At 72.1% G+C, this 13,200-nt stretch carries 13 protein-coding genes; 6 read left to right on the forward strand and 7 right to left on the reverse strand.

Annotated features, from left to right (window positions below):
• Window positions 1-8: 8 nt before the first annotated feature.
• Complete coding sequence (locus tag ACFMQL_RS05310; RefSeq protein WP_378784754.1) at window positions 9-1,088, reverse strand: GNAT family N-acetyltransferase; 1,080 nt, start codon at window positions 1,086-1,088, stop codon at window positions 9-11.
• Window positions 1,089-1,166: 78 nt separating this feature from the next.
• On the opposite strand from ACFMQL_RS05310, the gene ACFMQL_RS05315 reads away from it, so the two are divergent.
• Window positions 1,167-1,571, forward strand: coding sequence for a DUF2795 domain-containing protein (locus tag ACFMQL_RS05315; protein WP_364057873.1), 405 nt, complete (start codon window positions 1,167-1,169; stop codon window positions 1,569-1,571).
• A gap of 3 nt (window positions 1,572-1,574) precedes the next feature.
• The gene (locus tag ACFMQL_RS05320; RefSeq protein ID WP_378784755.1) at window positions 1,575-2,588 is read left to right on the forward strand and encodes a Vms1/Ankzf1 family peptidyl-tRNA hydrolase; all 1,014 of its coding nucleotides are present in this window, start codon (window positions 1,575-1,577) and stop codon (window positions 2,586-2,588) included.
• 45 nt (window positions 2,589-2,633) lie between these two features.
• Here the strand turns inward: ACFMQL_RS05320 and ACFMQL_RS05325 are convergent, their stop codons facing one another.
• Genes ACFMQL_RS05325 through ACFMQL_RS05335 form a run of 3 tightly spaced genes read right to left on the reverse strand, consistent with a single transcriptional unit; the run spans window position 2,634 to window position 5,349 of the window.
• Entirely contained in the window at window positions 2,634-3,200 is a 567-nt protein-coding gene (locus tag ACFMQL_RS05325; RefSeq protein WP_364057879.1) for an LUD domain-containing protein, read from the reverse strand.
• On the reverse strand, window positions 3,197-4,621 hold the full coding sequence (locus tag ACFMQL_RS05330; RefSeq protein WP_364057882.1) for a lactate utilization protein B: 1,425 nt from the start codon (window positions 4,619-4,621) through the stop codon (window positions 3,197-3,199). Before ACFMQL_RS05330 ends, ACFMQL_RS05325 begins: the two co-directional genes overlap by 4 nt.
• Window positions 4,618-5,349, reverse strand: a complete 732-nt coding sequence (locus tag ACFMQL_RS05335) for a (Fe-S)-binding protein (RefSeq protein ID WP_378784756.1) — start codon at window positions 5,347-5,349, stop codon at window positions 4,618-4,620. The genes ACFMQL_RS05330 and ACFMQL_RS05335 overlap by 4 nt, the downstream gene beginning before the upstream one ends.
• A gap of 80 nt (window positions 5,350-5,429) precedes the next feature.
• Here ACFMQL_RS05335 and ACFMQL_RS05340 point away from each other — a divergent pair, with 80 nt between their 5' ends.
• The gene (locus ACFMQL_RS05340; protein WP_364057888.1) at window positions 5,430-6,128 is read left to right on the forward strand and encodes a FadR/GntR family transcriptional regulator; all 699 of its coding nucleotides are present in this window, start codon (window positions 5,430-5,432) and stop codon (window positions 6,126-6,128) included.
• Window positions 6,129-6,131: 3 nt separating this feature from the next.
• Here the strand turns inward: ACFMQL_RS05340 and ACFMQL_RS05345 are convergent, their stop codons facing one another.
• A complete protein-coding gene (locus ACFMQL_RS05345; protein ID WP_378784758.1) occupies window positions 6,132-7,559 on the reverse strand; it encodes a sulfatase in 1,428 nt (475 codons plus the stop codon).
• 86 nt (window positions 7,560-7,645) lie between these two features.
• On the opposite strand from ACFMQL_RS05345, the gene ACFMQL_RS05350 reads away from it, so the two are divergent.
• A complete protein-coding gene (locus ACFMQL_RS05350) occupies window positions 7,646-8,647 on the forward strand; it encodes an LLM class F420-dependent oxidoreductase (protein ID WP_364057894.1) in 1,002 nt (333 codons plus the stop codon).
• Between the two features lie 104 nt (window positions 8,648-8,751).
• On the opposite strand, the gene ACFMQL_RS05355 is transcribed toward ACFMQL_RS05350, so the two are convergent.
• Together ACFMQL_RS05355 and ACFMQL_RS05360 are read right to left on the reverse strand one after the other, a co-directional pair.
• On the reverse strand, window positions 8,752-10,695 hold the full coding sequence (locus ACFMQL_RS05355) for an FtsX-like permease family protein (RefSeq protein WP_364057897.1): 1,944 nt from the start codon (window positions 10,693-10,695) through the stop codon (window positions 8,752-8,754).
• Window positions 10,692-11,369 carry an ABC transporter ATP-binding protein gene (locus ACFMQL_RS05360; RefSeq protein WP_364057900.1) on the reverse strand — a complete coding sequence of 226 codons (678 nt, stop codon included), beginning with the start codon at window positions 11,367-11,369 and terminating at the stop codon, window positions 10,692-10,694. Before ACFMQL_RS05360 ends, ACFMQL_RS05355 begins: the two co-directional genes overlap by 4 nt.
• 92 nt (window positions 11,370-11,461) lie before the next feature.
• Between ACFMQL_RS05360 and ACFMQL_RS05365 the strand changes: the two genes are divergently transcribed.
• Window positions 11,462-12,112 (forward strand): response regulator transcription factor, encoded by a 651-nt coding sequence (locus ACFMQL_RS05365; protein ID WP_364057903.1) that lies wholly within the window; start codon window positions 11,462-11,464, stop codon window positions 12,110-12,112.
• A gap of 46 nt (window positions 12,113-12,158) precedes the next feature.
• Entirely contained in the window at window positions 12,159-13,040 is an 882-nt protein-coding gene (locus tag ACFMQL_RS05370; RefSeq protein WP_364057906.1) for a DUF4328 domain-containing protein, read from the forward strand.
• Window positions 13,041-13,200 lie beyond the last annotated feature (160 nt).

Consider the following 13,200-nt stretch of genomic DNA (forward strand, 5'->3'; position numbering starts at 1 on the left):
CCGTGCCTTCAGGCCAGGTCCGAGGGGATGAGACTGTAGACGATCAGGTCCTCGCCGGCCAGGGACGAGCGGGCGATGCCCTCGCGGACGAAGCCGGCCTTCTCGGCGACCCGCTGGGACGCGGTGTTGACGGTGGCGGCGCGGAGCTGGAGCCGGGCGAAGCCGTGCCGGTCGAACAGCCAGCGCGCGATGGCCCGCACGGCCTCGGCGGCGTAGCCGTTGCCGCGGGCCCAGGGCGCGGTCATGTAGCCGACCTCGGCGGTCCTGTTGTGCCAGTCGAGGTCGCGCAGGTCGACGTTGACCGCATACCGGCCGGTGGTGAGCTCCTCGGCGGTCCAGGCGATGCCGAGGCCGCGGATGCGCTGGCGTTCGGCGTGCGCGATGTAGGCGCGGGCGTGCTCCTCGGTGTAGCCGCGCGGGACGCCGGTGAACTCCTGGGTGACCGGGTCGGCGCCGGTGGCCGCCAGGTACGGCGCGTCGCGCGGCTCTTGGGGGCGCAGCCGCAGCCGCGGGGTGAGCAGGTCGTCCTTGGGCAGCATGGGGCCTGGTGCTGGGCTGTCGGTGCGCAGCAGGCCGAAGACCACGAGGTCGTGGGTGCCGTCGTCGTCCAGCACGCCGTCGCGGATGACGCCTTCCCAGGTGAAGCCAGCTTTGCGGGCGACGGCGAGCGAGGCGAGGTTGTCCAGGTTCGCGGTCAGCTCGATACGGCGCAGCCCGACCGTCTCGAACGCCCACTTCGTCAGCCCGCGCACCGCCTCGGTGGCGAAGCCGCGGCCCCGGTAGAGCGGGTGCACGCCGTAGCCGACCTCGGTGGTTCCGGTGCTCCACGAGGTCTTGAACAGGCTGATCGCGCCGACGATGAGCCCTTCGGCGTCGGTCATGGCCAGGTGGATGCCCTGCCCGCTGCGGCGCAGCTCGTGGACGCCGTGCCGCAGCCAGTGGTCGACTCCGCCGGTCTTGACGGGCGCGCCGGGCGGCAGGAACCGCGCCCCGGAGGCGACGATCTTGCGGATCCTGGGCGCGTCCTCGGGGCGGAACGGCCGCAGCGTCAGCCGTGCCGTAGAGATGCGCACATCGGGGTCGAACACGCTCGGCAGGGTACACAGCCGCGATGTTTGCCCACGAAAGCGGGGGTAGGGGCCGGGCTTGGAAGGAGTGTGGGAACCATGGAACGTGGGAGCGACAAGCACGGCCCGCGCCTGGACGAGCAGCAGAAGCACGAGACCGAGGGCATGGTGCGCGGCGGCGGCACGACGCACGCCGAGGAGTGGAGGGAGCCCGAGGCCATGTCGTCGTCCGGCGAGGAGACCCCGTCGTACGCGCCCGGCCACGCGCCCGGGGTCCCGCAGGGCATGACTCCGCATGACGTGGACGTCCGCAGCGATCTGGCCAAGTGGCTCAGCGACACCCACTGGCCGGCCTCCAAGAGCGAGCTGCTGGACCGCGCCCGGCGTGAAGGCGCTCCCGATCCCGTGCTCGACATGGTGGAGTCCCTGCCCGACCGCGACTACAGAAACATGGCCGACATCGCCAAGGCCCTGGGCCTCGGCGTGGAGCAGCGGAGGTTCTGAACCGTGCGGCTCGACTTCATCCGCCACCTGTACGACCGTCCCGGCCCGTACGCGTCGGTCTACCTGGGCGCGCTCACCGTCGCCGAGCGCAAGGCCCACTGGCGCAGCGTCCGCGACCGGCTCGATCACGACGTCGACGAGGCCACGATGGACGCCTTGGAGGAGGAGGCGCTGCAGGCGGCGGCCGGGCGGGCGCTGTTCGCCACGGACGGTTCGGTGGTGCTCGCCGAGTCGCTGGAGGAGCCGCCGTCGGAGCTGGTGACCTACACGCCGCTGCCGCACGTGACGCCGATGCTGATGCGGCGCGGTGAGAACGTGCCGCACATCCGGGTCATCGTGGACCATGCGGGGGCCGAGGTGACCGTGTTCGGCGAGGGCGCGCCGCGCCGTACGACGGTGCAGGGCGAGTCGTGGCCGCTGCAGAAGACCTCGCAGGGCGGCTGGTCGCAGCGCCGCTACGAGCGGGCCGTCGAGGAGACCTGGGAGAAGAACGCGGTGGCCGTGGCCCAGGAGATCGACGAGCAGGTGCGCAGGATCGGCGCCGAGCTGGTGCTGGTGGCCGGGCAGCCGAGGTCGCGCGCGTTCCTGCTGCGGCATCTCAGCACGCAGGCGGCCGATCGGGTGACGATCGTCGAGCACGGCAGCCGTGAGGACCACGGCCAGTTCGAGCGGGACGTGGAGCGCGCGCTCGACGAGTGGCTCGCGCGCCGCTGCGCCGAGCTGCTCGAACGCCACCAGGAGACGGACGCGCCCACCGGGCCGTGCCGGGTGTCGAAGGCGCTGCGCGAGGGCCGCGTGCACGCGGTGCTGATGCCCGGCGAGGTGCCCGCGCCCGTCTGGGTCGGCGAGGCCGGCACCCAGGTGGGCACCGACCCCAACGAACTGCGCCACTGGGGCGTGGCGGAGCCGGTGCGCGAGCGCGCCGACTCCGCGCTGATCAGGGCGGCCGCGATGACGGACGCCGAGGTGTGGTTCACCGACGCCGTGGACGACGTCGCGGCGGTGCTCAGGTACTGACGGCCGCTCCCGCCACCCGGGTACTGACGGCCGCTCCCCCGGCGCTCAGGCGCTGACGACCACTTCCAGGGTGCGGGGGCCGTGCACGCCCTCGACCCGGTTCAGCTCGATGTCGCTGGTCGCGGAGGGTCCGCTGATCCACGTCTGCGGCCGCGACGGGTCGAGCCTGGCGATCGCCTCGGGCACGCCGGGGACGATCTGGTCGGCGCGCACCACGCACAGGTGGTAGTCGGGCACCAGCGTCTGCGCCCGCGTGCCCTGCCCCGGGCCGTGGTCGAGGACGATGGTGCCGGTCTCGGCGATGGCGACGGCGCAGCCGGTGATGACGCCGTCGGCGGTGCGCAGGTCAGGCCAGCCGCCCTCGCGGTCGAAGCCCTCGGGAACGAACATCTTCCTGTCGCCCAGGCACGCGTCGATCTTGGCCGGCACCTCGGCCGCCGGTACGACGTGCACGATGGCCCGGTAGTCGTCCACCCGTTCGGCGAACAGCCGTACCAGCGCCTCCTGGTCCTCCACCTGCCGGCCGGCGCGGTAGCCGCGGGGGATCTCCACGTCGGGAGCCCCTGCCACGGCCTTGCCGATCCTGGCGAGGATCTCCTCGCGCGCGCTCACCGCTCCTCCTTCCGGTCGTGCCCGTCGCTCTCGCCGCCGCCGGTGCGCTCCCACCAGTCCCTGAACGGCTCGGCGGGGATGTCCGGCAGGTCCCTGGTGTCGGTCCACGCCGACAGCGGCCCCGGGAGCCGCTTCGGCACCAGCTTGCGCATGCGGGAGGCCGTACGCTGCGCCTTCGTCAGGAGCCGGTGGTCCTCCAGCACCCAGCCGGCCGCCCTCATGGCGGCCTTCTCCGCCGCCGCGTGCGGCGCCTTGGCGCGCAGGTCCACCAGGACCGACGGGATGTCGATGGCGACCGGGCACACCTCGTAGCAGGCGCCGCACAGGCTGGAGGCGAAGGGCAGCGAGGCGTCCAGGTCCGAGTGCATGCCCCTGAGCTGCGGGGTGAGGATCGCGCCGATCGGTCCGGGATAGGGCGAGCCGTAGGAGTGACCGCCGGCGCGCTCGTAGACGGGGCACACGTTCAGGCAGGCCGAGCAGCGGATGCAGCGCAGCGCCTGGCGGCCCACCTCGTCGGCGAGCACGTCGGTGCGGCCGTTGTCGAGCAGCACCAGGTGGAACTCCTGGCCATCGACGGAGCCCGTCCACGTGCTCGTGTACGGGTTCATCCGCTCGCCGGTGGAGCTCCTGGGCAGCAGCTGCAGGAACACCTCCAGGTCGCGCCAGGTCGGCACCAGCTTCTCGATGCCGACGACGCTGATGAGCGTCTCGGGCAGCGACAGGCACATGCGACCGTTGCCCTCCGACTCCAGCACGACGAGCGTGCCGGTCTCGGCCACCATGAAGTTGGCGCCGGAGATCGCGACCTTGCTCTTGAGGAAGCGTTCGCGCAGGTGCAGCCGGGCCGCCTCGGTCAGCGCGGGCGGGTCGTCGGTGAGGTCGCGCGAGACCTCGGGCATCTTGTCGAGGAAGATCTCCCGGATCTCCGAGCGGTTGCGGTGGATCGCGGGGACCAGGATGTGGCTGGGGTAGTCGTCGCCGAGCTGCACGATCAGCTCGGCGAGGTCGGTCTCGTACGCGGTGATGCCCTCCTTGGCGAGGGCGTCGTTGAGCCCGATCTCCTGGGTGGCCATCGACTTGACCTTGACCACCTCGGTCTCGCCGGTGGCCTTGACCAGGTCGGCCACGATGCGGTTGGCCTCGGCGGCGTCCCTGGCCCAGTGGACGGTGCCGCCCGCGCTGGTCACCGCCGCCTCGAGCTGGAGCAGGTAGCGGTCGAGGTTGCGCAGGGTGTGGTCCTTGATGGCCTTGCCCGCGGCGCGCAGGTCCTGCCAGTCGGGCAGCTCATTGACGACGGAGGCGCGCTTCTCCCGGATGGTGTGGGTGGCCTTGCGGAGGTTGAAGCGAAGCTGGGCGTCCTGTACGGCTTTTTCAGACTTTTTCGGGAACGCTTGGGGCATCCCGATGAAGGTCACGCTCATTGGGACTCCTCCGTGGACGCGAGGATCTCGGCCAGATGCATGGTCCTGACGCCCGCCCGCTGGCGGCTCAGCGTGCCACCGATGTGCATCAGGCAGGAGTTGTCGGCCGCGCACAGCACCTCGGCGCCGGTGTCGAGGATGTTGCGGGTCTTGTCGGCGCCCATGGCGGCGGAGACCGACGGGTTCTTCACCGCGAACGTGCCGCCGAAGCCGCAGCACTCCTCCGCGCCCGGCAGCGGGACGAGGTCGATGCCGCGCACGTTCCGCAGCAGCCGCAGGGGGCGGTCGCCCAGGTGCAGGCCGCGCAGCGAGTGACAGGTCGGGTGGTAGGTCACCCGGTGCGGGAAGTACGCGCCGACGTCCTCGACCTTCAGCACGTCGATGAGGAACTCCGACAGCTCGTACACCTTCGGCGTGACCTCCGCGATGGCCGCCGCGCCCTTGCTGCCGGGCTTGACCAGCTTCGGGTACTGCTCGCGCACCATGGCCGCGCACGATCCCGACGGCGCCACCACGGCGTCATCGCCGGCGAAGACCTCGGTGAAGTGCCGCGCCAGCCGTACGCCCTCCGTCCGGTAGCCGGTGTTGACGTGCATCTGGCCGCAGCAGGTCTGGGCGGCGGGAAAGTCCACTTCGCAGCCGAGCCTGCGCAGCAGCGACACGACCGCCTTGCCGGTTCCGGGGAAGAGCGTGTCGTTCACGCATGTGATGAACAGTGCGACTCGCACGACTCTCCTTCCAAGGTATGGTCCGACCACATTATGGTCAGACCATAGTCGAAGACATCATTTCGGGCCAGGGAGGGCTCTTGGACGTAAGCGGCTGGCGTCCGGTCAAGCGGACGCGGACGTTCGAGGACGTGCTCGCCCAGATCGAACGGCGCATCACCGAAGACGGCCTCACCGTGGGCGACCGGCTGCCCGCCGAGCGCCAGCTCGCCGAGCAGCTCGGTGTCAGCCGCTCCTCCGTACGCGAGGCCCTGCGCGTGCTGGAGACCCTCGGCGTGGTCTCCTCCCAGGTCGGCCGGGGCCCCGACGCGGGCGCGGTGCTCACCTCGCGCCCCGACGCGGCGCTGAGCGACCTGCTGCGGCTGCATCTCGGCCTGACCGGTCTCGAGCTGCGCGAGGTCATCGACGCCCGGCTCATGATCGAGCAGTGGGCCGCCGCCCGCGCGGCCACGGCGCGGGCCGACACCTCGGCGCTGGCGGCGGCGCTGACCGGGATGGACGCGGCGGGCTCGCCCGAGCAGTTCGTGGAGCACGACACGGCCTTTCATTGCGCGATCGCGGACGCCTCGGGCAACCGGCTCGTCGCCGCCATCATGCGGTCGCTGCGCGACTCGATGCGCAAGTACTCGGTGGAGGCGGTGCGGCAGGTCATGGACACCTCGATCCTGCGCGCCGACCACGTACGCATCTTGGAGGCCATCGAGTCCGGCGACCCCGAGGAGGCGGCGAGAGCGGTCTCCGAGCACTTGGCGCACGCCTACCCCACGCTCTTCCGCTGACACTCACTCCGCCATGTCGGCCTGGCGGCAGCTCGCGCCCGAGCAGGCGACCATCGCCGACAGCCGCTGGTCCAGCCGCGACAGCAGCGACAGGTCGGCGGACATGATGAGGTTGTCGAGCTGGTAGGGGTCCTCGTCGAGGTCGTAGAGCTGCCGCTCCCCCGTCTCGTACCGCACGTACGTGTACTGCTCGGTGCGCAGCGCCTGATAGGCGGGCACCGGCGTCTGCGCGGCCGACGTCCGGTTGGCCGGGCGGACGAACTCCACCAGCACCTGTTTTCGCCACTGCGGCGGCGGCTGCCCGCGCAGCAGCGGCACCAGCGAGCGCCCCTCGGCGAACGCCGGCACGGTGGCCCCGCCCAGCTCGGCGATGGTCGGCGCGAGGTCGATCGTGGCCGTCATGTGCGCGATCGTCGCGCCCGGCTCGACGCCTGGCCCCCTCACGACGAGCGGCACCCTGATCGCCTCCTCGAACGGCGTGGTCTTGCCGTGCTTGATCCGGTGGGTGCCGAGGTGGAAGCCGTTGTCGGAGGTGAAGAAGATGTAGGTCTTGTCGAGCTTGCCGGACTCCTGCAGCGCCGACATCACCGAGCCGACCAGGTCGTCCACGCCGAGCATCGAGCGCAGCCTGGTGCGGTAGCGCTCGTCGACGGCGGCCTCCGCGCGCCGCGACAGGGGCGGCAGCATCTGCATCCACAACGGCTCGGCGCTGATGTCCTCCTGGTCGAACGACGGGGTGCGGGGCGCGGCCTCCATCGGGAACGCGTCGGCGTGCCGGTAGGCGGGATTGGCCGGATTGTGCGGGCCCACCGGGTTCAGGAAGAGGAAGAACGGCTGGTCCGAGGCCTTGATGAAGGCGCGGGCGTGACCCGCGAGCACGTCGGACAGGTAGTCCCGCTCTCCCCAGCCGTAGTCGCGCAGCGCGCCGTTCTCATTGAGGCGGTAGCCGTACTCCTCGTACAGGGCGCGTACGGGGACCCGCCAGTCGTTCCAGCCGGGCGGCACGTACGTCTCGGGCGCCGAGCCCCCCGGATAGTGGTTGAGGAACTTGCCCATGAGCGCCGTGCGGTAGCCGGCCTGCTGCATCCAGGTGCCGAGCGTGGAGCGTTCCAGGCCCAGCTCGTGGAAGCGGTGGAAGCCGCCCTCGGGCGCGGTGTTGGTCAGCACGCCGTGGCTGTGGACGTGCTGCGAGCGCAGGATCGACGAGCGGGACGGGCAGCACCAGGAGTTCGTCACGAAGTGGCGGTCGAACGAGGTGCCCTGCTCCACGAGCTGGCGGGTGATGTTCGGGAAGTGCCGCAGCGTGCCGCTTTCGAGGTCGTCGGCCATGATGACGACGATGTTGGGCCGCGACTGGCTCTGGGCAACGGTGGGCTCGGCCGCCGGCAGAACAAGCAGCAGGCAGACGAGTCGACACAGGGCCTTGAGCACAGAGTGTGACTTCCCCGGAGCGTCCGTTATTGACACGTGAGGCCCGTCACGGCGGTAATAGAACTTAATTCCGGAGGTGGTCCTCGATGAAGCTCGGCTTGAACCTCGGCTACTGGCAGCGCCACGCCGACGACGCGACCGAATCGGTGCTCGCGGCCGAGCGGCTCGGCTACGACTCGGTGTGGACCGCCGAGGCGTACGGCAGCGACGTCTTCACGCCCCTCGCCTGGTACGGCGCGCGTACCAGGCGCATCAAGCTGGGCACCTCGATCGCGCAGATCTCGGCCCGTCCCCCGGTCACCACGGCGATGACCGCCATGACCCTCGACCACCTCACCGGCGGCCGGCTGCTGCTCGGCGTGGGCGCGTCGGGCCCGCAGGTCGTGGAGGGCTGGTACGGCCAGCCGTTCGCCAAGCCGCTGGCCAGGACCCGCGAGTACATCGAGATCATGCGCAAGGTCTGGCGCCGCGAGGAGCCGGTGACCAGCGAGGGACCGCACTACCCGCTGCCGCTGCCGGGCGGCCTCGGCAAGCCGCTCAAGCTCATCACGCACCCGCTGCGCCAGGACATCCCCGTCTATCTGGGCGCGGAGGGGCCGAAGAACGTCGAGCTGGCCGCCGAGGTGGCGCAGGGTTGGCTGCCGCTGTTCGCGTTCCCGGAGAAGATCGAGCAGATGTACGGCGACGCACTGTCGAAGGCCCCCGCGGACTTCGACGTGGCCGCCATGGTGCTCGTGGTGATCTCCGACGACGTGCGGGCCGCGCTCGACGGCGTCAAGACCATGCTCACCCTTTACATCGGCGGCATGGGGGCCAGGCAGCGCAACTTCCACGCCGACATCATCGGCCGCATGGGCTACGCCGAGGCCGCCGAGCACATCCAGTCGCTCTACCTGGCCGGGCGCAAGGACGAGGCGTTCCGCGCGATCCCGGACGAGCTGGCCGACGGCATCTCGCTCGTCGGCCCGCCCGGCCGGATCAAGGAACGCCTCGAACTGTGGCACCGCAGCCCGGTCACCACCCTGCTGGTGATGGGGGTGCGGGACGAGCCCTCGCTGAAGCTCGTCCGCGACCTCGTGCTCGGCTGAGCGCGTCAAAGGGCGCCGGGTCAGTCGGGGCGGGTCAGTCAGGGCGAGTCGGCCGGAGCAGGTCGGTCGGAGCGGGTCGGTCGGGGCGGGTCAGTCGGGGCGGGTCAGTCGGGGCGGGGCGCGGGGTCCATGGTGACCGCGCGCAGCAGCGGCCGGCTCATCGCGCCCGCGCCGAGCACCCCGGCGAAGCCCACGACCACGCACGCCGCCAGCGTCAGCGCGCCGGTCAGGTTGGGCTCGTCGAGCATGAACGGCGCCGCGCAGAACACGCCCGTCAGGATCGACCCGCCGCCCATCACGATCAGCGGCAGCAGCGTCTCCGACCTGCGCGCCTTGTCCAGCACCTCCAGGGGCGTGCCGGCCAGGCGCAGCAGCGCGTACGTCTGCCGCCGGTCCAGCACCGACGACATCGCGGTGATCCCCGAGCTGGTGATGGCCACCAGGAACGACACCGACAGCACCACGATCGTCCCGACCCGGATGTCGGCCACGATGTCCGTGCCGAAGCGCCGGCTGTCCTCCGGCGTGGTGGGCGTGTGGCCGGGCACGAGATCGGCCAGCGCGGTGCGCGCCCTGTCCACGGTCGCCTCGTCGGCCGAGCTGCCCAGGGCGGCGACCACGACGTCCTCGCGCCGCTCGACGGTGGCGGTCACGCCGGCCGCCCGCAGCCGCTCGCGGGCCTGCGCGGCCGCCTCGGCGGGGCTGCCGTCGGTGACGTTCACGCTGAGCTGCGGCGGCCCCGGCACCTGCTCGAACGCCGCCGGGCTGAGCAGGCCGAGGAAGCCCGCGACGAACCCGGTCAGCGCGACGCCGCTCACCGTGCGCCAGGCCGAGCGCGGGTCGTCCACAAGCCTGCGGGCCGCCAGCAGCATGGCGGGGCCGCGCGCGGTCGAAGCCGCGATCCTGCCGATCATGCCGACCACCCAGGGCCCCGCCAGGTTGATGCACAGGAACGCCACGGCGAGCGCGATCAGGATGATGGTGACGCTGGTCTGCACGCCCAGCAGGGGGAAGACGGCGAGCGAGGCGAGCAGCGCGAGCACGCGGACGAAGCGCATGGCGGGCGGCGTCTCCCGCTTGGCCACGCCGAGCGGGCTCACCACGACCCGCCGCAGCCCGACCACGGCCGACAGGCCGACCAGCAGCGGCACCGCGACCAGCACCCCGGCCAGGGTCAGCGGACCGGGCAGCAGGTCGCCGGCGAACCACGGCCCGCCCTGCATCTCGATCCGCGTGAGCAGCGGCACGGACAGCGCGTACAGGACGGCCCCCGCGATCGCGCCGCCCAGCGCGACCAGCACCGCCTCCGTGACGGTCATCGCGACGACCTGGCCGGGCGTGGCGCCGACGAGCCGCAGCGCGGCGAGCCTGCTGTCGCGCCTGGCCACCGTGAGCCGGGCCGCCGCCCCGCCGAACACCAGCAGCGGCACCACCATGAGCACGCCGGCGATGGCCGACAGCCACTGGTAGGCGACCGCGTCCTCGCTGGGCTCTCCCGCCAGGCTCGCGACCTTGACCGGCGGCTGGGACTGGACCCAGTCGTCGACGCGCTGGGCCGTCATCGCGGGCGCGTCCGGCCTCTGGCCGAAGACCGCGACCAGCTCGCCCGGGTAGACCAGGGCCTCGTCGCCGAGCACGCCCGCGCGCCCGGGATAGCGGTCGGCCAGCTCGTTCGCGGGCAGCTCGTCGGCCAGCGCGGCCAGCCCGGGCGACAGCCACACCTCGCCGGGCTTGGGGAAGCGCGGCAGGCCGGGCGGCGCCTCCGGGTTCGCGCCGTCGAGCGCGGCCAGGTCGATGACGGTGATCTTCTTGTCGCGTACGTAGTCGAAGCGCATCGCCTCGACCGCGACCGCGGCCGAGGCGGAGGCGGCGGGCACCGGGTTGCGCCAGGCGCCGCGATCGGCCCTGGCCTGGAACGCGAGGTTGGCCGCCACCACGAACAGCAGCAGCGCCGTCGCCATCGCCACCGCCCCGAACGTCAGCCAGGTGCCGAGCATCCCCCTGCGCCCGCCACCCTTGATCAGTCGCCAGGTGAGATCGAGGTTCACGCCATCGCTCCGCTCTGCAGCAGGCGGCCGTCGCGCACCTCGACCGTGCGGTCGCACCAGGAGGCCACGTTGGGGTCGTGGGTGACGACGAGCAGGCTGGCGCCGTTGTGCTTGGTCGCCTCCACCAGCAGCCGCATGGTCTCCTGGCCGGTCCGCTGGTCGAGCGATCCGGTGGGCTCGTCGGCGAAGACCACCGCCGGCTTGGTGACCAGGGCCCTGGCGATGGCCACCCGCTGCGCCTGGCCGCCGGACAGCTCGCCGGGCCGCCTGACCTCCATGCCCTGCAGGCCGAGCGGCGGGAACCACTCGCGGGCCTGGCTCACCGCCTGCGCCCGTGACACGCCGCCCAGCATCAGCGGCAGGGCCACGTTCTCGTCGGCGGGCAGTTCGGGCAGGAGCTGACCGAACTGGAAGACGAAGCCGAAGCGGGTGCGCCGCAGGGCGCTGCGCTTGCGCTCGCCGAGGGTGTCGATGCGCTGGCCGAGCAGGTGCACCTCACCGCTGTCCGGCTTCATGATCCCGGCCAGGCAGTGCAGCAGGGTGGACTTGCCGGACCCGCTCGGACCCATGATCGCCACCGCTTCGCCCGCCTGCACCGTGATGTCCACGCCGGCCAGGGCCGTCGTCTGCCCGAACCGCTTCGTCAAGGCCCGTCCAACAAGTACCTCGTTCATAAGGTCAAGCCTTCCGCGAAGGCCGGTGCCCGGGGATCGGCCGTGCGTCCATTCCTGCATCGGCCGAACGGCCGATCCTTAGAGTTGACGACGTGACTATTCGGGTTCTCATCGCCGACGACCAACAATTGGTGCGAACCGGCTTTCAGATGATTTTGGACGCACAACCAGACATAGAGGTCGTGGCCGCCGTCGCCGACGGAGCCGAGGCGGTGGCCGAGGCCAGGAGGCTGCGCCCCGACGTGTGCCTGCTCGACATCCGGATGCCCAAGCTCGATGGGCTGGAGGTGACCAGGCTGCTGGCCGGGCCGGGCGTGGAGAACCCGCTGCGGGTCGTCATCGTCACCACGTTCGACCTCGACGAGTACGTCTACGGCGCGCTCCGCTCAGGGGCCACCGGCTTCCTGCTCAAGGACAGCGGCCCCACGCTGCTCGTGGAGGCGGTCAGGGCCGCCGCCGTGGGCGACGCGCTGGTGTCGCCGTCGGTGACCGTACGGCTGCTGCAGCACCTGGCCAAGCCCCGGCAGCCCGCCCTGCCGCCGGGCGCCGAGCCGCTGACCGAGCGCGAGCTGGACGTCGTACGCCTGGTGGCCAGGGGAAAGACGAACAAGGAGGTGGCCGCCGAGCTGTTCGTGTCGCTGTCGACGGTCAAGACGCACCTGGGGAGCATCCAGGCCAAGCTCGGCGTGCGCAACAGGGTCGGAATCGCGGCTTGGGCGTGGGAATCCGGCGTGGTGAGCTGATTAACAGCGGGGCTCCCGGGATACAAGTGAATCAGAACCTCAGCGCATGGCCCGGGGGGAGAACAACGTGCGCTACACCCAGGCATCACCCACCAGAGCCGCTGCCGCCGTCTACGTGACGCTGACCGCCCAGGTACTCTCCCTCGCCGCCCTCGTGATCTTCGAAATGACCCGCGGCCGCGACCTCGCCGCGCGGCTCGCCGCGTTCGGCGGCCGCCCCCAGGGCGCCGACGCCGAGGCGGTGGTGGGCGCGGTGACCGCGTTCGCGGTGCTGATGATGCTGGTGGCGGGCACCACGCTGGCCGCGGCGGCCTCCTACCTGACCTGGCTGGTACGTGCCAGGCGGGCCAACGACCGCTCGGCCGCGACCGGCCCGGTGGCGGCGGCCTGGCTGATCCCGTTCGTCAACCTCGCCGCCCCCGCGGTGCTGGTGGACCAGGTGTGGCGGGGCGCCCGCCCGCCGGCCGGCCGCCGCGGCAGGTGGCTCGCGCTGCTGGCGGCGTGGTGGCTGAGCTGGCTGGCCACGCTGGCGCTGGTGACGATCCGGGTGCCGCTCGGCTCCTCGGCGGGCGACCTGACCGGGGTGGGCGTGCCGGAGCTGGGCTGCGCGGCGGTGGCGGCGGTGCTGTGCGCCGCCACGGTGCACGAGCTGACCGGGCTGCAGCGGGCCGCCCGCACGACCTGGTCCGCGGAGCCGTCCGCCCCGCGGACCCAGGCGCAGCCCGTGGCCCCGGCCCAGCCAGTGGTCCCCGCCCAGCCCGTGGTCCCGGCCCAGCCGGTGGCCTCAGCGCAACCGGTGGCCTCCGCGCAGCCGATGGTGCCGGCGCAGCCGCAGTCCTCGCCGCAGGACGCCGCCCAGAGCGCGCCCCAGACGCCGCTGCAGGCCCCGCTTCAGGCGCCACCCCAGACGCAGCCGCAGACGGGCTGAGCGGCCCCAGGCTGAGCGGCTCCGGCTGAGCAGCTCCGGGCCTCCGGGCGGCTCCGGGCCTCCGGGCGGCTCCGGGCCGCCGGGCGGCTTCAGGGCTCAGGCTCAGGCGGGTCGAGCGGCCCCCGTGCGACTCCGAACGTCTCCTCAAGGCTCTTGAGGG

The organism is Nonomuraea fastidiosa (assembly GCF_042751225.1).
In the GTDB taxonomy this organism is placed as follows: Bacteria; Actinomycetota; Actinomycetes; order Streptosporangiales; family Streptosporangiaceae; genus Nonomuraea; species Nonomuraea fastidiosa.